This window comes from Morganella sp. BCCO 40_0007 (genome assembly GCF_032989665.1).
GTDB classification, from domain to species: Bacteria; Pseudomonadota; Gammaproteobacteria; order Enterobacterales; family Enterobacteriaceae; genus Morganella; species Morganella sibonii.
On record NZ_JAVBIN010000002.1, the window covers coordinates 1 to 20,057 of the forward strand.

The window sequence follows — 20,057 nt, forward strand, 5'->3', positions numbered from 1 at the left end:
GTCAGCTGCCCGCGCGCATTATAGCGGTAACGGGTGATACTGCCGGACGGATCCGTCTGCTGAAGACAATCCCCCTGTTCATCCCAGACCAGCCGGGTAGCATGCCCCAGCGGATCCATATACAGGTGGATATCCCCTTTGGCATTATAAAACCAGTGATGTGCCGCACCATTCGGCATCACCTGAATCAGCGGAAATGCAAAGTCTTTATCCCACTCCGTGGTGGTGCAGTCGCCGTTCGGGTCCGTTTCGGCGGTCAGGTTACCGCGTTCATCGTAGGTGTACTGCGAGGTGTGACCCAGAGGATCTGTGGCTTTTTTCAGTTTACGGCTCTGATCCCAGTCAAAAAACCAGGTGGCGCCGCTTTCATCTGTAAATTCGGTGATCTGATGCTGTTCATTCCAGCGACGGAACGTTTCACCCAGTCCGGCTGACTCCGTACGCAGGGTTCTCTCCGCCGGAGAATAGCGCAGTAATGTGTGCTCGGGCCGTCCGCCGTCCGGAGTCTGCAGCCAGTGTTCCGCCACGCGGTATACCGGTCGCTGTTCATCATCCGTTTCATTATCAAACTGTGCCCACCGGTAATGACTCTGTAACCCGGCAGCATTAACATGCATATTCATCAGCCCGGTGTCATCATCCCGGGCAAAACGGCGGGTAATTTTCCCGTCAGCACCCATGACGGCAACAAGAAACTGATGTTCATCATACTGATAGCTGACCAGCGTTCGCTCATCATCCGGATCAGATTGTGATACCGAGAGCAGGCGTTGCCCGTCATCCGTATAATGCAGCTGAACGTTAATCAGCCCGCTGTTATCCTGAATAGTGCAGAGTTGCCCTTCCGGACTGTATCGGTAAAACAGGGTGTTTCCGTGACGATCGTGTGACTGCGCAAGGCGTAACCAGCCGTTGCGCTGCGGATCAGTTTCAAACAGCTGATAATCGCCGGTATCGGACTCCAGCAAAAAGATATTTTGCAGACTGCGGTAGACGCGAAACCCCTCATCCACATAGAACGCGTCCTGTCCCAGCGCCAGTTCCCCCAGTGACAGACGGCGCCCGGACATATCATGGTAATACAGCGGTGCATCTTCAATAGATCCGCCGCTATAATCGATTTCAATGCTGACATCAAACGGCAGCGCCCAGCCTGTTCCCAGACGGCTTTCACGGGTATTGCTGCTCTGATAGATACGGTGCCAGGCCAACGGATAACGGCCTTCCAATACAAAATCCAAATCATCATCACCACTGAGGACTTTACTGCCGGTGGCTGCGTGGACGGGACGGGTGACGGCATTAAAAGAGCGGGTTAATCCGCTGATTACCAGTCCCATACCGATATTCCCGGCCAGTTCCATCACCAGGCTACAACCGGCTTTACTCAGGCACTGACGAACAGCTGCCATCCCGCCTTTCCGGATGATACTGGCCCAGCCGCCCAGTACCGCTCCGACAGCTTCACCAACAAAAGTACAAAACGGATTACGACCGCTGATAATATCCCGCACCACCTCTTTGTTACCACCGATACGGACAACACGGGATTCCTGTGTGTGATCAATTTTTGCCTCGCAGGTGCTGCGGTCACCATTCCGGCAGGCTGGCTGGCTGTTTATCTGAACTTTTTTTGATCCTTCAGCCAGATAATACGGTGCTGAGGCAATATGCCATTTCTCACAGGTAATCTGATCATTATCGACAGGTGCGGCATAAAGGTTTTTATTTGCAACGGTGGGTGAAAAAAATCCTTCAAAAAAGCCACGCTCTGGTGAGGGATATTTCGGGAACGGATCATTTTCAACCGGCTCAGCCGGATTGAACACTGAAGAAACTAAATTATTTACTGCTGAACCCATACCCATAGGTGTCAGCATATAGGCTTTTTGCAAAACACCTTCAGCAAGTGAGCGGGCTTTTCCTTTCGGCGGATTTTGCGTATCCGCTATAATAGACTCAATCAGTTTTTCATGCGGGATAATACCGGCTGCACGTGCTGCGGGCTGATCTTTCGTTTTGACATTCAGGGAACCGCTGATAATTGTACCGTCCGCACCCCGTCCGAAACCGCAAAAATTCAGCGCATTATCAACCCATCCTGAAACAGTATCGGCCACTTCATCAATAACATCACCGAGAACAAAGCCACCGGCAATAGCAAGTAATGGTGCAGCAAGCCCGCCGGTTCCTGCAGTCAGTGCGCCTGCAGCAACAAACAGACCGACGTACGCAGCACCTTTGACAACACCATTAACAAAATCTGCAATCATGGACTGATGAAACAACTCATCTCCGAGTTTGGCTGCATGAAATTCATTTCCCATGATGCAGGTTCCTTTTTAAATAACCGAAATCAGACTGTACGGGCAAAACGCAATTTCAGCGTTTGCCAGTCCTGTAAGTCAGCATCAGTAAACGGGTGCAGCAGGCAATACGTCATCACCAGAATTGAGTCATCCAGTTCATAACCTGCAATGTACTGATATAAATGTGTCCCTTTTTGTTCCGGTTCACAGTAGAAAGCCCACCCGTTCACACCGGACTCTGTTGTAAACGCAACCGGGTCAGTCATCGCAAATAGTTTTACCCCTTTGCGAATCACCGCAATTTGTGACACCAGATAGTGTTCCGCTGTCTGTCCGTCAGCCAAATCATCACGGGTCAGCGATAAACTGGCTTTTTTCTCCGGAAACTTAATAATATGCAGGCTGTTATCCCGGTAGTCTGATGAAGGCAGCGTTATGGCACCTTCCTGACATACATACTTCATTGTTATTCCTTATTTTCCCGCAAAGAAATTGCCTTTTTGACTTTTTATTGTGCCTGTATCCGGTTCGATTTTATCTTCAGCAGGTCCGCCGCCTTCCATATTCAGGTCAAGCACATGGCCGGTATTAATCTGTCCGTCATTTTTCGCTGAGATATTGAAGTTTTCACAAGTAATATTCACAGCGCCGGAAGCGGTCATTTCTATCGCTGATTTACCGCTGACCAACTTAATCCCCGTTGCTGATGCCAGGAGACAAACACCTTCCACATTCGTCAGTTGTCCGCCAAAAATGTAATTCAGCTGATCCATCTGAACCGCAGTCGTCTGCTTACCGGCGACTGTGACTTTCTGGTTCTGCCCGACATTTTCCGTGTGATTTGCCACTACTGACGTACTGCGGTCATTCTGCACCACCGTATTCATATCTTTCTGGGCGTGCATAAAGACTTCCTGCTTACCGTTTTCATCCTCAAAGCGCAGTTCGTTAAAACCATCGCCTTTATGGGTTTGTGTGCGGAAAGCGGTCTGGGTTTTGCTGCCGGGGAAAGAGGATGGCGGGCCGTTACGGCCGTTGTAGGTACAGCCGGTGACAATCGGGCGGTCGATATCGCCGTTGAGATAAGAGACGATCACTTCCTGGCCGATGCGCGGCACGGCGGAGAAACCATAGCCGCCGCCGTTCCAGCCCATCGCCACCCGCACCCAGCAGGAAGCGCTGTGGTCAGGTTTACCGTAGCGATCCCAGTGGAAATAGACTTTTACTGCACCCTGCTCGTTGGTGTAAATCTCCTCCCCTTCCGGCCCGACAATCGTTGCCAGTTCGTCGCCGTCGGCCTGCGGGCGGAAGCGGTACGGCGGCCGCCATTCACGGGTGCCCGGGATAAACTGCACGGTGTTGCTGAATTTTGTTCCCTCTCCGCCGCCGTTATCCGCCAGCGGCTGGATACCGTGGTGATTAACCATAATCACCTGCCAGGCTTTATTCATGCTGTCAGACGGATGGTTTTTCAGGGTAAAGATTTTGCCCGGCATCAGCGCAAAGCAGTTGGTACCTGCGGTACCGGTCTGGCGCTGGTTCTGAGATTGTTCGTAGCGCAGTTGGGTGAACGGTTTACCGGTCTCATCGTCACGGTAGCGACCATAACTTTCATAGACGGGGTGCTGTTTGTGAACGTCGCCGGTAACCTCGTGTTTAAACGGATAAGACGGGCGGTCGGGATTGTAATCTTTCTGAATAATGACATCACTGCACAGCTGTTCGGCGTAACGCCAGGAGAATGCGGTGCTGTCACTGATATCGGTATCTGCCTGCGGATTATAGGTCAGATTAATTCCGGCGGTCATACCGAGGTGGTTATCGCTGTAAAACAGTTTCGGGCCTTCCTCGAACCAGAAGTTAATTCCCTCCTCGGCAGCCAGACGACACCAGAAATCATAGGCAGACTCGCGCTTCTGGGTGATGTAATCCCGCTTCTGGTGTAATTCATTCTGATAGAATTTCAGGTCGTTTTTGACGTGCGCTTCGTCCAGGAGTGTCGCCAGCACTTCCGGAACAGATTGTTTCTGGAAGATGCGGCTGTCCTGGTTAAGGGTCATGATCCACATTTCAGGGCGGATCAAAAAGTAATACCAGGTTTTGTTGCCATCAGTATTGCCTTGTTCAGCAGACGCCAGCAGCCCCTGCACAGTACGGACTTTGACGCCGTCGCGGGTCACTGTCAGAGAAGAGGCTTTTCCCAGATGTTCATCAAATGTGATTGACGGCAGCGTGCTGACGGCACTGATCGACAGCGAAAACAGCGAAGAAAGCCCTTCACTGAGTGAGAATTCAGTTACCTGAAAAGTCTGTTCCGGCAATCCGCCGATTTTACAGGTAAAAACAAGACCGGAAGGTGAACGTCCGGTAAGCGCGCCCGTCAGACTGCCGGCAGCACCGGGAAGTTTCGGGACACTGCTGAGACCACCGGCGATACCGCCACCGGGAATAAGATCTGCCGCAGAAGGAACCTGTGCGGCGGCTTTTTGTGCCTGTTGTACGGCGGAGACGGCTTTTTGAGCCGGTTCTGACATTTTTTTGCTGACTTTTGATGCAACAGCATCCTCAGCATATTTAGCGGCGCTGTCTTTCAGTGCTGCCGGGTCAATGACCTTTTTTTTGGGATCTTCAGCAAACATACCGGCTCCGGAACTGATCAGGCGGATGACCCGCCGGGGGACGGAGGATCACTGCGGTAAAGCAGGAACACCACAAATCCCCGGAGGAATTTGTGGTGTCAGTGGCCACATTACGCTTCGATTGGCGCACGCCAGTCGTCAGCACCGGAGGTGCCTGCGACGGTGTGTTCCCAGTCGATTTTGCGGTAAGAGAGTGACACTTCGATCAGTTGGGTGTAATCCGTTTTTTCCGGGTCCTGGCAATGCGGCATTTTGCAGTCGATATTCACGATGGTCGCATCTTCCAGCGAGGTGGTGAAGAAATGCTCCTGCTTACCTTCAACCGAGGTGCGATACCATTTCAGCTGCACTTTCGGCAGCATTTCACCGGCCGCCAGGGCGTTGTACAGCAGCGGAACCGCTTTGTTCAGTGCCACAGTAAATTTAAACGGACGGTGTGCACGCTGGCCGGATGGCTGGCCGGATTGCGGGTCAGTCGGGACAGTCACAACATGGTCAAACTGCTGCACCAGCATTTCATCTTCATGACCCTGCACGTAGATGTTGCCGACAGACTCAGCAGTAAATGCGCCGGCAGTGATATTGCCCTGCGTTTTGCCTTCGATAGAGATATAGCATGGAGTTGGCATGATAAAATTCCTTATTTATTAACAGGTAACAAGTCGTTACCGGACGAGTGACTTCGTCATCAGCCAATGCGCATGGTGATAATGCAGAAAGCATAAATTTAACTAATATCTATGTAAAGCCTTCTGGTGTTCAAATTACCCTCTGTATCTCCCGGGATAATCATCTTAAGTTAAAATCCATGCAAAAACAGGATATAAAACTTAAATGACTAAAATTGAAACATGTAATTGAAATTAAAAACCAGAAATCTGCGATCGAAAATTTAACAAAAAAACCATGAAAGCAGATAAAACATTAATAAAACAATGAATTACAAACATTTCAGGTTATGATCAGAAAAATAAAGTTTATAACAAGATATTATTTCTCATAAGGTAATGATATTTATAGATAAAAATACATCCATATAAACTACGCTATACATGGAGTGATAATGCCTCAATTTTATTGCACTGTTATTTTTTAATATACAAAATAAAGTATTGACCATGGGATAATAATATTCATTATTACTTATAATAAGAGTAACAGCTATATCCCCTATCCATGATATTCACCCGAAAAATACTTTCAGCTATCAAAAATGTTGCCGTTTATTAAAAAATACATCTGATGAAAAATACGTAACCGGATACCGAAATTCCTCTCGTTCTTGTTGACGCATTTTGAAAATCAGCACAGAGATATTTGTATCTTTATCAACAGATGTAAAATAATATTTCAAAAATAAAACTTACATTTCCCCTGAATCAGTACATATCAATCTATGCCTGATACAGATATGTCACAGTCACCATCAATATGCTTCCCTGTCCCTCTGCTCTTTTCATTATTTTTCTTTATTTTCAATACATCATGGAATAATTACTACTTATACGGCGGATCTGTAAAACACATCACTAATTAAAGAAATAATTATTTTAACACCCACCTATCAGTTGACTAACATACGCATGTTATTGGTAAAATAATTTTACTGATTGACACCCGCATACAGGAGAAGATAAATTTTGCATTAATGTAATTTTTAATTTACCTTAAGCTAAATATTTTAATTGACACTCAATACAATGAATTACGTAGCTTACGCGTATTTGCATGATAGCCAAACCCGGATAAGGCAATCGCTTATCTTATGTATATATACGGGGAAATGAATTCCCCAAACTTAATCCATAAGGATAATCAATGAGTAAGAATGGTCTTGGCAGCGTTGCGCCGAAAGAACGCATTAATATCAAATACACTCCGCATGATGGCGGAAGCCAGGCAGAAATTGAATTGCCTCATAATCTTCTGGTTATTGGTGATTTCAAAAATAAAGAAGAAGATACCCCGATTGAAGAACGAAAAACGGTTTCTATTGATCAGAACAATTTTAATTCCGTGATGGAAAATGCAGGTATTAATCTGACATTTGCTGTTAAAAACCATCTTGAGGAAGAAAGTGATTCCGATATCCCCGTCAATCTTGATATTAAGTCTCTCCGTGATTTCTCTCCTGACAATATTGCTAAAAATGTTCCGGAATTAAATAAGTTACTTGAATTGCGGGAAGCATTAGTCGCACTGAAAGGTCCTCTGGGAAATATTCCTGCATTTCGTAAACAGCTTCAGGCACTGCTGGATAATGAATCCACCCGTGAACAACTGTTAAAAGAGCTGGATATCGTCAGTAATAAATAATTGATGGGAATCGTGTTATGTCTACAGCAACAGAAAGTGTAAAACAGGAAGCAGGCCAAATCCCTGCCGGTACATCACTGCTTGATGAAATTATGTCACAGTCCCGGATGACCCCGGAAACCGAAGCATACGATATCGCCAGACAGGGTGTGGCAGCTTTCATCAGTAACATCCTGGCCAGTGATTCCAAAGAAGAACCGATCAATAAGTTACTGATCGATAAAATGCTGGTGGAGCTGGATAAAAAGCTGAGTGCGCAGATGGATGAAATTCTGCATAACGACAACTTTCAGGAAGTGGAGTCCTCCTGGCGTTCCCTGAAGTTACTCGTGGATCGCACTGATTTCCGTGAAAATATTAAGATTAATATTATTCATGCCACCAAATCCGAATTGCTGGAAGACTTTGAATTTTCACCTGAAATTGTCCAGTCCGGTTTCTATAAGCATGTCTATTCCGCCGGTTATGGTCAGTTCGGTGGTGAACCGGTTGCCGCTGTTGTCGGGAACTATGCCTTCAGCAATACCACACCGGATATGAAACTGCTTCAGTATGTCAGCGCTGTCGGTGCCATGGCACATGCGCCTTTCCTGTCATCCGTTTCCCCTGACTTTTTTGGTGTAAGCAGCTATACCGAATTACCGGCAATCAAGGATCTGAAATCCGTCTTTGAAGGCCCGGCGCACACCAAATGGCGCGCCTTACGTGAAGCGGAAGATTCCCGCTATCTCGGCCTGACCGCCCCGCGCTTTTTGCTGCGTCTCCCTTACGATATGGTTGAAAACCCGATTAAAAATTTCAACTACCGTGAAAGTGTTAAACAAAACCATGACCACTATCTGTGGGGTAACACGGCATTCCTGCTGGCTGCCGGTATCAATAACAGTTTCGCCAATTACCGCTGGTGTCCGAATATCATCGGGCCTCAGAGCGGCGGTTCTGTCAGCGATCTGCCGGTTCATTGCTTTGAGGCGATGGGCGAACTGCAGACTAAAATCCCGACAGAAGTTCTTATCACTGACCGTCGTGAATTTGAGCTGGCAGAAGAAGGCTTTATTACCCTGACGATGCGCAAAGGCAGTGATAATGCCGCATTTTTCTCTGCCAACTCTGTACAGAAACCCAAGCATTACCCGAACACCCGTGAAGGTAAGATGGCGGAAACCAACTATAAACTGGGTACTCAGCTGCCGTACATGTTCATTATCAACCGCCTGGCACACTACATCAAAGTGTTACAGCGCGAGCAGATCGGTGCCTGGAAAGAGCGCCAGGATCTGGAACGTGAGCTGAATATCTGGCTGAAACAGTATATCGCCGATCAGGAAAACCCGCCGTCAGATGTCCGCAGCAAGCGCCCTCTGCGCTCCGCACAGATTCAGGTGCTGGATGTCGAGGGCGATCCGGGCTGGTATCAGGTCGCTATCCAGGTGCGTCCGCATTTCAAATATATGGGTGCCAGTTTCGAACTGTCACTGGTTGGCCGGCTCGATAAGGAGTAACCGGAATGGGGGCGTATTATCATCGTCACTCGTCACAACCTGTACGCCTTTTTGAACGGATAAGAGGGAAGCACGCCGGTGCTTCCCGTCAGTCCCGCACCGCTGCCCTGATTAATTCGGTCAAATCACATCTGACACTGGTACTGAATACTCGGCCGGAAACCTGTCAGAGCAGTCGTGAACTGGGCGTGACCGATCTCAATGATGCCACCGCAACAGCAGTAGATTTTCGTGCCAGTCTGGAAACGGCCATCCGCGAATGCATTCTGCGCTATGAGCCGCGGATCAGTGATGTCGCGGTGGAAGGTGTGATTGATGAGCATAATCCGCTGCTTCTGGAGTTTCGGATCACTGCACTGGTATTACTGGAAAATCAGTCTCAGGTAATTGAATTTAATATGCAGATGGACAGTCACCGGCATTACAGACTGAAACAGGCCTGACAGTATGCCCCGTAATTCCCGTTTTTCTGATGAACTTGAGTACCTGCAACTGCTGGAAGATACCGTTGCGCGCCACAAGCCGCATCTGGTTAATTTTCTGGCAGAAAAGAGCACGGACCCGGATGTGCTGCGGCTGCTGGAGGGGTTTGCTTATCTGTCTGCCTCTTTACGCAGCCAGATTGAACGTCAGTTCCCGGAACTGACCAACAGCCTGGTCACAATGCTGTGGCCCAGCTATGCCCGGCCGTTTCCGTCAATGACCGTCATGCAGTTTACGCCACCCCCCTCTCTGCGGCTTCCTGTTTTTGTGCCGGAGGGAACGCTGTTTGAAAGTCAGCAAATCACACTGGATGAAAGTGATGCGGAGGACGATGTTCTGCATCAGATGACCTGTCATTTCACGCAGAGCCGTGATCTCAGGGTTATGCCGTTTACTATCGCGTCGGTCACTGCCGGCCCGCAGTCAGTGACGATTTCCTTTGCACTTTCTCAACCTGCCCGGTTATCGGATGCTGGTCTGACGGCGTTACAGTTTTATCTCGGCGGGGATGATTATACCGCTCATGAACTCTATTTTCTGCTGAATCACGCGGTGTCCGGAGCAACGCTGACAACGGACAAACACACGTATCAGCCGGAAAACTTTGCCGTGTCACCGGCGGGATTCAGCCGTGAGGATGCCCTTCTGCCCTATCCCAGAAACAGTTATGAAGGGCACCGGCTGTTACAGGAATACTTCAGTTTTCCGCGCGCCTTTTTGTTTCTGAATATTGAGGGGCTTGATGATATTCCGGCCGTGATGTCCGGAGATCACTTCTCCCTGACCATTCATTTCTCCCGTCCGCTGCCGCCGGCGGCGGATATTAACGATGACAGCATCCGGATCAACTGTGTGCCGGCAGCCAACCTGTTCCCGATGGAAAGTGAAGCGGTGGAACTGAACGGCAGACAAAGTGAGTACCCGCTCAGTCCCGGCTTTGCTCATCCGGCAGGTTACGATATTTTTTCTGTCACCCGGGTGGACGGATTACGCCGCTGCGGTAACCAGCCGGCAAAAATGACACATTACACGCAGTTTGAAAGTTTCCATCATCAGGACCCGGTCAATAAAGGCGATGAAGAACAGTATTATCGTCTGCGCACACTGCCGTCACCGGATGACAGCGGATTCCGTCACCGGATTTCCTTTGTCCGCAGTAATGAGCCGGCACTGACCGGCTGTGATGAAACGGTTTCTGTTTCTCTGCTGTGCACCAACCGGGATGTGGCCGGCTATCTGCGGACCGGCTCTGTTACCCGCTGTACAGAGCAACTGCCGGATATCAGTGCTGTCCGCAATATCATGAAGCCGACACAAACACTGCGGCCGCTGCTCGATCACTCGCTGCACTGGTCAGTGCTGACGAATCTGTCTCTGAATTATCAGTCACTGCTGAGCCTGGAAGCGTTGCGGGAACTGTTGCAGCTTTATGATCTGACATCCGTTTTCCACCAGCAGACCGCCCGCCAGGCACAGAAATGTCTCGATGCGCTGGTCAGTATGACCACACAGCCCGTCGAATATCTGTACCGCGGATTACCGGTGCGCGGGCTGAAATCCACCTTATCTGTTTACCAGAGTGCGTTCTCATCCGAGGGCGGGCTCTATTTGTTCTGTTCCGTTATTGCTCATTTTTTCGGGCTCTATACCAGTGTGAATACCTTTCATGAGCTGGAAGTGATCAATATGGATAACCGGGAAGTGTATTTATGGCCGGCGAAAATCAATCGCACCGTTCTGCGCTGACAACCTCTGTCAGCGACGGCACCGCCGCCATGACAGAGTATGACTTTTATCAGCTGGCAGAGTTGCTGAATAAATCCGTGACAGCCGCCGGAAAGTCCGCACAGGAGAATATCCGTTTTTCGGCAAGTGCCGGAATCGCCTTTCCGACACGGGATGTCACCGGTGTAACCCGCCGTGAGGACGGCAGTTATGACGTCAAAGTGGCATTTCTGGGTCTGCACGGCAGTCAGTCCCCGCTGCCCGGGTATTACCTCGACAGCCTGGCGTGGGAAGAAGCGCAGCAGACAGAAAGCGTCACGGACTTTCTTAATCTGTTTAATCACCGCTTTGTCACGCTGCTGCACCGGATCTGGCGGAAATACCGCTATTACATCTCGTTTGAGCCGGACGGCCGCGATCCGTTTTCCCGCTATATGTTCACGCTGCTCGGGCTGGGCAGTGAAAGTAACCGCAGCCGGATCCGGATCAATCACAACAAAATGCTGGCCTATGCCGGGTTACTGGCCAGTCCCGGCCGTTCACCGGATGTGGTGTGCAGTCTGATTTCCCACTGTTTTGATCTGGACAATGTGAATTTATCCGGCTGGGAAACCCGCCGGGTGGCAATTGCCGATGATCAGCAAAACCGGCTGGGGGAAACCTTGTACAGCGCGAGCCGCACCGCGCAACCGCGCTCCCTGCTGGGTGAAAATTTCAGTCTGGGCGCACGTATTGAAGACTGTAACGGCAAATGCACCATCGAAATCAGTGAATTATCACTGACCCGTTATATGCGTTTTTTACCGAACGGCCCTGACTACCTGCCGCTGGTCGCGTTTGTGTCTTACATCATGCACGAACAGCTGGCCTGGGATCTGCGGCTGAGAATGGCGGAAAAACAGGTCGGCGGGATGGTTCTCGGCGAGAAAGATAACAATCAGCTGGGCTGGCGGAGTTTCATCGGGCAACCGGAACTGAAGCCTTTTGTGACGATCTCAGTATTGGAATAACATAATGGATAAACCACAACTTAATTTTCATTTGGTGAACAGTAACCGGCTGGAAAGCGGCCGGGCTGCTGCTGCCCAGTTTACCTCACAGGGCGGTACCATCGGCAGTAATGCCGACTGCACCTGGTCACTCCAGGACAGCCTCGGCAAAATCGCCGGGGTTCAGTGCCGCATTATCCGTCAGGATCAGACATTCTGCCTGAAAACCCTGACCGAGCCGGTCCGCCTTAATCAGACCGCTATTCCCCGCCACGCCGGTGCTGTGCGTCTGTCACAGGGCGATATTATTGAGATCGGCGAGTTGCAGTTTAAAGTTCATCTGACCATAACCGGTGAACCCTACCGTGATCCGATGGCAGTGGCACCTCAGGATATTGTATCCGCCGGCAGCAACCCGCTGGACAGCCTGATGGATAACCAGACTGCACCGGACAATCCCCCGTATCAGGGAGATGATACCGCACCGACCGTCCGCGGTTCCCGTACCCGCGATCCGTTACAGGCTCTGGAAAATGAGAGCCTGACTACCGGCAGCTCACCGGCAGAACATGACGCCTGCGGCCTGCTGGCCGACCACCATCCGGCGGCATCCGCCGCTGTGCCACTCTCCGATAACAGAGGGAATACCATTGTGCAGGAATATATGGATCTGCCCAAACTGTCCGCCACCGATCACGCGGATGATCTGCGGCCGGTCACCGATGCGGATCATATTGCGGTAAACCCGCTGATGCACGGGCTGGAAGCACATCTTCCGCTGCATAACTCCCGCCAGGCCAATGATTTTCTGACCGAGGTCGGCCGGACGCTCAAAGCCGCCATTGAAGGTCTTCTCGCATTACAAAAAACCCAGGATAACCTGCGCGACAAGCAATTACGCCCGATTGAGGATAACCCGCTGCGTCTGAATGTGGATTATCAGGAGGCCCTGCATCTGCTGTTCGGCGATGAACGCAGCCCGGTGCACCTGTCACCGACGGCGGCGGTCAGCGAAAGTCTGACCAATATGCAGCTCCATTACCGCGCCAATCTGGAAGCGATTTCCGTCGCGCTGGAGACCATGCTTGACGCGTTTTCACCGGAACGGCTGCTGGCACGTTTTGCGCAGTATCAGCGGGCCGGGGAGGAGAGCAGTTCAGATCCGGCCTGGGCGTGGCAGATGTATGTCAGTTACTACCGTGAGCTGAAATCCTGCCGTCAGCAGGGGTTTGAAAAACTCTTTTATGAAGTTTACACCCATGCCTATGACCGGGCGTTACGTAAAGGCTTATAAGGGACATCCATCATGAGTGTGAAACTGCGATACGGATTGTTGCTGCTGGTACTGGTACTCACCGGATGCAGCAAATCCTGGGAGGCAACCAAAAAAGTCGGCAAGGTGCTGTGGGACCCCGATATTCCGGTGGGTAAAGCGAACCAGCAGCCATCTGAAATTGCGATCACACTCCTGGCGGAGCCGGATATCAACCCGAACCCGGACGGTGAACCGTCTCCGGTGGAGATGCAGCTGGTGTATCTCAGCGAAGACTCCCGTTTTGAGTCGATGGATTTTGACCAGCTGGATGAAAAGCCGCTGCCGGATGTACTCGGTAAAAACTATATCGACCACCAGGATTACACACTGACACCGGATCAATACAAACCGCTGGCTCTGCTGCGGACCACCGGCGAAAACCGCTATCTGGGTGTCATTGTCCGCTATTCGTCCCCTAACGTTACCGAATGGAAGAAAATCATCAAGTTAAGCGGAATCGGACGACAGTATTACATCCTGGTACATGTCAGGGAAAATGAAGTGGAATTGCGCAAAGAGGAAGAAGAATAATATGTCGATGAAAAACCGGGTTATCTGGCGCGAAGGTTTGTTTATCAAACCCCAGCATTTTCAGCAGCAGCAGCGCCACCAGGACTATGTGACAGAAAGCCTGCTCTCTGCGTTCTCCGGTCACTATTCCGGGTTTACCTCTCTGGTGATCAACGAAGATATTCTGCGGCTGGGCCGGGTCGGCATTTCAGAGGCGACCGGTATCATGCCGGACGGCACGCTGTTTTCCCTGCCGTCACAGGATGAACTGCCGCCGCCGATTGATATCACTCCGCTCAATGATACCGGCAACAACATTATTTATCTTGCCCTGCCGCTGCACAGTGCCACGGTCAATGAAATTGCAGCCGGGCATAACAATCACCTGACAGCGCGCTATAAAGAATTCAGTCTGGATGTCCGCGATCTGCACACCGAAGCCGGTGATGTCAGTATGCTGAATGTGGCAAGACTCAGCCCGGTGCTGAAACAGGGTACTGCCGAGCTGAATGCGTATGTGTCAGTACCGGTCTGCCGTATCAGCGAACAAACAGCCGATGGCGGGCTGATCCTCGATGATACGTTTATCCCGTCCTGCCTCAATGTGCGCTTATCCCCCTCCCTGACCGGATTTCTGGATGAACTGAGCGGCACACTGGCTGAGCGCGCCCGCCAACTGGCCGGTCGGATCGGCTCGCCGGGGCAGCAGGGAATTGCTGATGTGGCGGAATTTATGATGTTACAGCTTCTGAACCGCGCATCACCGCGTTTTGCCCACTTTGCCGCACAGGATGTGCTGCATCCCGAGCCGTTATTCTGCGAACTCCGCTCATTATGCGGGGAACTGCATACCTTTACCGATCAGTCCCGGCTGGCCGGACAACTGCCGAAATATAACCATCAGGCACTGACAGAGTGCTATCCGCCGCTGATGCGGGCGTTGCGCCTGGCATTAAGTGTGGTACTGACACCGCGTGCTATTGCGATTCATCTTCAGGAGCAGGAACACGGTATTCGTGTGGCAACGATTCAGGATCAGCAACTGTTGCAGCAGGCTGAATTTATCGTGGCGATCCGCGCTCAGATGCCTCAGGAGCAATTGCGCCGCCAGTTCACCCAGCAAACCAAAGTTACATCCGTCAACCGCATCCGCGACCTCGTCAGTGTCCAGCTGCCGGGCGTACCACTGATTTCCCTGTCTGCCGCACCGCGTCAGTTGCCGTATCACGCGGGTTACACCTATTTCCGGCTGGATCGCCAGGGTACCGCATGGCAGGAAATTCAGCAAAACGGCTCCGTCGCTTTCCATGTTTCCGGTAATTTCCCGGAACTGGATATTCAGTTCTGGGCTATCCGTAACGGGGGCGATTTATGACCGATGATTTACTGACCGGCAGCCTGCCTGATGATCTGTCCGGCGATACCGGTTATCTGCATCAGCGGATGCACAAACAATACCGGATCCCGCTGCGCGGAGAAAATATTAACCCGATGATAGACGCGGCCACCCCGCTGCTCGGCATGGTTATGCGGATGCATACAATGTCCGGCTCACCGTTGCCGGATAAGCTTTATCAGCAGGTAGTGACCGATATTCAGGCGATTGAGCAGCAATTACAGTCTCAGGGTTATGAGCCGGGCGCGATTGTTTCGTTCCGTTATGTGCTCTGTACCTTTATTGATGAAACCGCACTGGGCCTCGGCTGGAACACAGATAACGGCTGGGTGAAAAAATCGCTGCTGGTGCATTTCCACAATGAATCCTGGGGCGGGGAAAAGGTGTTCATTCTTATTGAACGTCTGCTCGGTGAGCCGAAACGCTATCTGGATCTGATTGAGTTTATCTGGCTGTGCCTGTGCCTGGGTTACCGGGGCCGCTATAAAGTAACGCAGGGCCATAACGATGAATTTAACCGCCTGTTGCGCCGCCTGCAAAAACAGATCCGTCAGCTGCGCCCCGAACAGGGCTCTGTTGTGCTGTATGAGGATACGATCTCTGACCCGCACCGCTACCGGCTGGGGAAACGCCTGCGGCTCAAATATATCGTTATCGCCGGTCTGCTGCTGGCCGCCGGTATTTACGGCCTGTATCTGTCTCAGCTGAATAATCAGACACAACATATTCTGGAGCAACTCACTCCGTTACTGAATCAGGGTATACACTGATGATAAATGTCGATCTCTCAACGTTAGTTAACCGTCTCGATCCTGTTGCCAGACATGCACTGGAAAATGCGGCCGCCCGCAGTGTCAGCGAACAGCAGCCGGAAATCACCACCGCACTGTTTTTCAGCAGCCTGCTGGAAACACCGTTAACCGATGTGCGGGTGATCTGCCAGCGTGCCGGTATTGATAACACTGAACTGGCGGATATGACAACAGAACTGATCCCCCCGCATCAGGCACTGACTCAGGGTTATCCGGGCTTTTCACCACTGCTGACTGAACTGCTGAAAGACAGTTGGCTGGTCGCCTCCGCCGAATATCACCATACCACGCTGCGATCCGGTATTGTGCTGCTGGTGCTGCTGCAAATGCCGCAGCGCTATCTGCCGCAGCAGGCCTGTAAGCTGCTCAGCAATATCAACCGTGAACAGTTAAAACAGCAGTTTGATGAGTGGACTGCCGGTTCGGCGGAAAGCCCGTCCGGTGATCTCAGCAGTCCGTCAGCAGGCGGCAGTACATCGGCGGCCGACAGTCTGCTTGCCCGTTTCACACAGAATATGTCTGAACTGGCACGGCAAAATAAGCTGGACCCGGTTCTGTGCCGTGATAACGAAATTGATCTGATGATCGATATTCTCTGCCGCCGCCGTAAAAGTAACCCGGTGGTTGTCGGAGAACCCGGTGTCGGAAAAAGTGCACTGATTGAAGGCCTCGCACTGCGTATTGAGGCCGGTGATGTGCCGGAAAAACTGCGCGGATGCCAGCTGCATGTGCTGGATCTCGGCGCAATTCAGGCCGGTGCGGCCGTCAAAGGTGAATTTGAAAAGCGGTTCAAGGGGCTGATTCAGGAGATCATCAGCTCAGCCACCCCGGTTATCCTGTTTATTGATGAGGCTCATACCCTTATCGGTGCCGGTAACCAGCAGGGCGGCACCGATGTCGCCAACCTCCTCAAACCGGTACTGGCACGGGGTGAACTCTGCACGATCGCGGCGACCACCTGGAGTGAGTACAAAAAATATTTTGAGAAAGACGCAGCACTGGCGCGGCGTTTTCAGTTAGTTCAGGTTAAAGAACCGACGGCCGCTGAAGCCGTGATCATCATGCGCGGCCTGCGCACCGCTTATGAATCCGCCCATCAGGTCTTTATTGATGATGATGCCCTGCGCGCCTCGGCTGAGCTGAGTGACCGCTATCTCTCCGGCCGTCAGCTGCCGGATAAAGCCATTGATGTGCTGGATACCGCCTGTGCACGGACCGCAATTAACCTGACCTCACCGCCGAAACAGATTTCAGCCCTGAAAACACAGTTACATCAGATTGGTATGGAGTGTGATGTGCTGGCGCGGGAAGATTTGCTCGGACTGACCGATCACGCTGACCGTCTGGCCGCGCTGCATCAGCAGTCCGCACAGTTACAGCAGTCACTGGAACAGTTACAGACTGACTGGCAGGCGCAGCTGACATTAGTCCGCGATATCATCCGCCTGCGGGCTGTATTGCTGAACAGTGCTGAATCAGCGGCTGAATCCGCAGAGACAGAAAAATCAGCAGAGACAGAAGAAACCGCAGAAACGGAAACGCCGGAGAGTATCCGCGAACAGTTACAGGTACTGAATGCAGAGCTGGAAACCCGCCGGGAACTGTCTTCCCTGGTGTCTCCGCATGTCGGCAAAACACAGATTGCTGAAGTGATCGCCGAATGGACCGGTGTTCCGCTCAACCGTCTGTCACAGGATGCCCTCGCTGTCGTCACTGAATTACCGGCTTATCTTGAGGAATCCATCAAAGGCCAGGATCTGGCCATTGCTCACCTGCATAAACACCTGCTGACCGCCCGTGCTGATCTGCGGCGTCCCGGTCGTCCGCTGGGGGCATTCCTGCTGGTCGGTCCGAGCGGTGTGGGAAAAACCGAAACGGTATTACAAATCGCTCAGCTGATGTTCGGCGGCACACAATATCTCACCACCATTAATATGTCCGAGTTTCAGGAGAAACACACGATTTCGCGCCTGATCGGGTCACCGCCGGGATATGTCGGTTATGGCGAGGGCGGTGTGCTGACAGAGGCCATCCGCCGCAAACCTTACTCCGTCGTGTTACTGGATGAAGTGGAAAAAGCCCATCCGGACGTGCTGAATCTCTTTTATCAGGCTTTTGATAAAGGGGAAGTGGCAGATGGTGAGGGCCGCGTGATTGACTGTAAAAACGTTGCTTTTTTCCTGACCTCAAACCTGGGTGACAGCACCATTGTTGCGTATGAAAACCGGCCTGATGAGCTGTTGGATGCGCTTTATCCGGAGCTGACCACCTTCTTCAGACCGGCACTGCTTGCGAGAATGGAAGTGATCCCGTTCCTGCCGCTCAGTGACGAAACACTGACACGGATCATCCGTTTCAAACTCAGCCAGCTGGAAACACGGCTGGTGCAGCGTTTCGGTGCTCAGGTCACTATCCATGATTCTGTTTATCAGGCCATTATTCAGCGCGCCAACCGGGCTGAAAACGGTGCCCGTATCCTGGAATCGGTGATTGACGGCCACTTACTGCCGCCGCTTTCCCTGTTACTGCTGAAACACACGGCAGACGGAAAAACGATCCGTCATATCACCCTGTCTGCAACCGGTGATGAATTCACGGCTGAGGTGGATACGGAATAATGAGGAACCGACTGAAAAATGCGCTGTCACTGATGGACTGCCAGACCACCGAATCGCTGATATCGCAGTTTCTGCCGCACTGTTTTTCCCGCAGTTCCCTGAGCGCTCTTGCTGTGATGGTGCTCAGTCCGCGGGATAACCGGCTGCTCAGTTACTCTGTCGACTATGCACAACCGCAGGTCACCACCGGCCTGCTGGATACAGATGCATCGGATATCCGCCAGCCGCTGGTTCAGGTGACATTCAGCCGGACACCCACCTGCTGGGAAAACCTGTCGCAGGGCAGCCATCTCGAAGACAGCAGCCTGAAGACATTTATCCGCGGGCTGCCTGCCAATACCGGTATACACGGGTTCCCGTTCTGCGATCACGAGGGTAAACCCGCCGGGGCTATCTGCCGCCTCGGCACCGATCTGAGCCACAAAGAACACGAAAAAGGAATGACAGCAATTTATTACCGGATCTTCTGTCATCACTACAGTACGCTGACCCGCCGGATGCAGATCCGGACGCAAAACCAGCAACTGCACAAACTGCTGCAGCTGGCGCAGGAAAAGGAGCGGCGGCTGGAAGCCATGATGACACACACCATGGTGACTCCGGCACTTTCGCAGGTATCCGCTCCGGATCTGTCCGGGATCAGCGATCTGACCGAAGCGCTCGACCGGTATGAATCTGACATCCTGACTTACCGGATGCAGGCGGACAACGACGACCTGAAAGAAGTCGCCACAAAGCTGAATATGTCCAAACGTGCACTTGTGTATAAATTAAAAAAATACGGATACCTATCATGACCAAAAGGATGCTTCAGAGCGTGCTCACCCTGCTGATACTGACGCCGCTGTGGAGTCCGGCACAATCTGTCCCCGCACTTTCCGGGGAAATCTCAGCGCTGCTGGACACCTGCCGTAAAGAGCCGTCACCGCTGATACGGCTGGACTGCTATGACAACATCGGACAGGAAAACGCTGTGCCGCCGGCTGACCAGACGGCAAAAGGTGAGATCCGGCTCCGGGCGGCAGCCAATGAAGAAAAACGGACAGCACATACCGTCACCTTCATTACCACCCAGCCCCGCGAAGGTACCTGGCCTGTGGTCATGACCGCCCCGGCGATCGGTACACAACCGCCCCGCCCGGTTCTGATGCTCAGTTGTGTGGATAACATCACCCGCATGCAGCTGGTAATGAATTCGCCGGTAACAACACGCAGCATCCGTTTATCCACCCCGCAGACCACATTCAGCAGTGACTGGTTTATCCGAGAAAACGGCTATGTGCTGGAATCCAGCCGGGGTCTGGCCGGTATTGATGAAATCAAACGCATTATGACCGGTGATAAGCTGACTATCACCCCTGAAAACGGGAAACCGGTAACTTTTGATCTGTCTCAGCTGACAGAAAGTATCAAACCTTTACGTGCGGCCTGCCGCTGGTGAAT

The 20,057-nt window shown here is 51.7% G+C and carries 16 protein-coding genes; 12 read left to right on the plus strand and 4 right to left on the minus strand.

Annotated features, from left to right (window positions below; translation table 11 throughout):
* From R5268_RS02065 to R5268_RS02080, 4 genes are all read right to left on the minus strand, one after another.
* Window positions 1-2,327 (minus strand): DUF6531 domain-containing protein (locus tag R5268_RS02065; protein ID WP_317418775.1); only part of this gene is annotated, 2,327 nt, incomplete at its 3' end.
* 29 nt (window positions 2,328-2,356) lie between these two features.
* A complete protein-coding gene (locus R5268_RS02070) occupies window positions 2,357-2,773 on the minus strand; it encodes a DcrB-related protein (RefSeq protein ID WP_046892542.1) in 417 nt (138 codons plus the stop codon).
* A 9-nt stretch (window positions 2,774-2,782) separates the two neighbouring features.
* Window positions 2,783-4,948: a type VI secretion system Vgr family protein gene (locus R5268_RS02075; protein WP_317418774.1), complete on the minus strand. Its 2,166-nt coding sequence runs from the start codon at window positions 4,946-4,948 to the stop codon at window positions 2,783-2,785.
* A gap of 110 nt (window positions 4,949-5,058) precedes the next feature.
* Window positions 5,059-5,577, minus strand: a complete 519-nt coding sequence (locus R5268_RS02080; protein ID WP_046892544.1) for an Hcp family type VI secretion system effector — start codon at window positions 5,575-5,577, stop codon at window positions 5,059-5,061.
* A gap of 1,189 nt (window positions 5,578-6,766) precedes the next feature.
* Between R5268_RS02080 and tssB the strand changes: the two genes are divergently transcribed.
* The 12 genes from tssB to vasI all read left to right on the plus strand — a co-directional run bounded on the left by tssB (window position 6,767) and on the right by vasI (window position 20,055).
* Window positions 6,767-7,264: a type VI secretion system contractile sheath small subunit gene (gene tssB, locus R5268_RS02085; RefSeq protein WP_046892545.1), complete on the plus strand. Its 498-nt coding sequence runs from the start codon at window positions 6,767-6,769 to the stop codon at window positions 7,262-7,264.
* Between the two features lie 17 nt (window positions 7,265-7,281).
* Entirely contained in the window at window positions 7,282-8,766 is a 1,485-nt protein-coding gene (gene tssC / locus R5268_RS02090; protein WP_052927285.1) for a type VI secretion system contractile sheath large subunit, read from the plus strand.
* A gap of 5 nt (window positions 8,767-8,771) precedes the next feature.
* The gene (gene tssE / locus R5268_RS02095) at window positions 8,772-9,209 is read left to right on the plus strand and encodes a type VI secretion system baseplate subunit TssE (protein WP_046892547.1); all 438 of its coding nucleotides are present in this window, start codon (window positions 8,772-8,774) and stop codon (window positions 9,207-9,209) included.
* Window positions 9,210-9,213: 4 nt separating this feature from the next.
* Window positions 9,214-10,995, plus strand: a complete 1,782-nt coding sequence (gene tssF, locus R5268_RS02100) for a type VI secretion system baseplate subunit TssF (protein ID WP_317418773.1) — start codon at window positions 9,214-9,216, stop codon at window positions 10,993-10,995.
* Window positions 10,959-11,984, plus strand: a complete 1,026-nt coding sequence (gene tssG / locus R5268_RS02105; protein WP_046892549.1) for a type VI secretion system baseplate subunit TssG — start codon at window positions 10,959-10,961, stop codon at window positions 11,982-11,984. The genes tssF and tssG overlap by 37 nt, the downstream gene beginning before the upstream one ends.
* A 4-nt stretch (window positions 11,985-11,988) precedes the next feature.
* Window positions 11,989-13,257, plus strand: coding sequence for a type VI secretion system-associated FHA domain protein TagH (gene tagH / locus R5268_RS02110; RefSeq protein WP_218455347.1), 1,269 nt, complete (start codon window positions 11,989-11,991; stop codon window positions 13,255-13,257).
* A 12-nt stretch (window positions 13,258-13,269) separates the two neighbouring features.
* Window positions 13,270-13,809: a type VI secretion system lipoprotein TssJ gene (gene tssJ, locus R5268_RS02115; protein ID WP_046892551.1), complete on the plus strand. Its 540-nt coding sequence runs from the start codon at window positions 13,270-13,272 to the stop codon at window positions 13,807-13,809.
* A 1-nt stretch (window position 13,810) separates the two neighbouring features.
* Window positions 13,811-15,163, plus strand: coding sequence for a type VI secretion system baseplate subunit TssK (tssK, locus tag R5268_RS02120; protein WP_107678347.1), 1,353 nt, complete (start codon window positions 13,811-13,813; stop codon window positions 15,161-15,163).
* 68 nt (window positions 15,164-15,231) lie between these two features.
* Window positions 15,232-15,954: a type IVB secretion system protein IcmH/DotU gene (icmH, locus tag R5268_RS02125; RefSeq protein WP_166708942.1), complete on the plus strand. Its 723-nt coding sequence runs from the start codon at window positions 15,232-15,234 to the stop codon at window positions 15,952-15,954.
* A complete protein-coding gene (tssH, locus tag R5268_RS02130) occupies window positions 15,954-18,614 on the plus strand; it encodes a type VI secretion system ATPase TssH (protein WP_317418772.1) in 2,661 nt (886 codons plus the stop codon). Before icmH ends, tssH begins: the two co-directional genes overlap by 1 nt.
* A complete protein-coding gene (locus tag R5268_RS02135; RefSeq protein ID WP_317418771.1) occupies window positions 18,614-19,411 on the plus strand; it encodes a hypothetical protein in 798 nt (265 codons plus the stop codon). The genes tssH and R5268_RS02135 overlap by 1 nt, the downstream gene beginning before the upstream one ends.
* Window positions 19,408-20,055, plus strand: coding sequence for a type VI secretion system-associated protein VasI (vasI, locus tag R5268_RS02140; protein ID WP_317418770.1), 648 nt, complete (start codon window positions 19,408-19,410; stop codon window positions 20,053-20,055). Before R5268_RS02135 ends, vasI begins: the two co-directional genes overlap by 4 nt.
* Window positions 20,056-20,057 lie beyond the last annotated feature (2 nt).

Coding starts and splice junctions, on each gene's coding strand:
- R5268_RS02070 (WP_046892542.1), bottom strand. CDS start 2,773: ATGAAGTATGTATGTCAGGAAGGTGCCATAACGCTGCCTTCATCAGAC.
- R5268_RS02075 (WP_317418774.1), bottom strand. CDS start 4,948: ATGTTTGCTGAAGATCCCAAAAAAAAGGTCATTGACCCGGCAGCACTG.
- R5268_RS02080 (WP_046892544.1), bottom strand. CDS start 5,577: ATGCCAACTCCATGCTATATCTCTATCGAAGGCAAAACGCAGGGCAAT.
- tssB (WP_046892545.1), top strand. CDS start 6,767: ATGAGTAAGAATGGTCTTGGCAGCGTTGCGCCGAAAGAACGCATTAAT.
- tssC (WP_052927285.1), top strand. CDS start 7,282: ATGTCTACAGCAACAGAAAGTGTAAAACAGGAAGCAGGCCAAATCCCT.
- tssE (WP_046892547.1), top strand. CDS start 8,772: ATGGGGGCGTATTATCATCGTCACTCGTCACAACCTGTACGCCTTTTT.
- tssF (WP_317418773.1), top strand. CDS start 9,214: ATGCCCCGTAATTCCCGTTTTTCTGATGAACTTGAGTACCTGCAACTG.
- tssG (WP_046892549.1), top strand. CDS start 10,959: ATGGCCGGCGAAAATCAATCGCACCGTTCTGCGCTGACAACCTCTGTC.
- tagH (WP_218455347.1), top strand. CDS start 11,989: ATGGATAAACCACAACTTAATTTTCATTTGGTGAACAGTAACCGGCTG.
- tssJ (WP_046892551.1), top strand. CDS start 13,270: ATGAGTGTGAAACTGCGATACGGATTGTTGCTGCTGGTACTGGTACTC.
- tssK (WP_107678347.1), top strand. CDS start 13,811: ATGTCGATGAAAAACCGGGTTATCTGGCGCGAAGGTTTGTTTATCAAA.
- icmH (WP_166708942.1), top strand. CDS start 15,232: ATGCACAAACAATACCGGATCCCGCTGCGCGGAGAAAATATTAACCCG.
- tssH (WP_317418772.1), top strand. CDS start 15,954: ATGATAAATGTCGATCTCTCAACGTTAGTTAACCGTCTCGATCCTGTT.
- R5268_RS02135 (WP_317418771.1), top strand. CDS start 18,614: ATGAGGAACCGACTGAAAAATGCGCTGTCACTGATGGACTGCCAGACC.
- vasI (WP_317418770.1), top strand. CDS start 19,408: ATGACCAAAAGGATGCTTCAGAGCGTGCTCACCCTGCTGATACTGACG.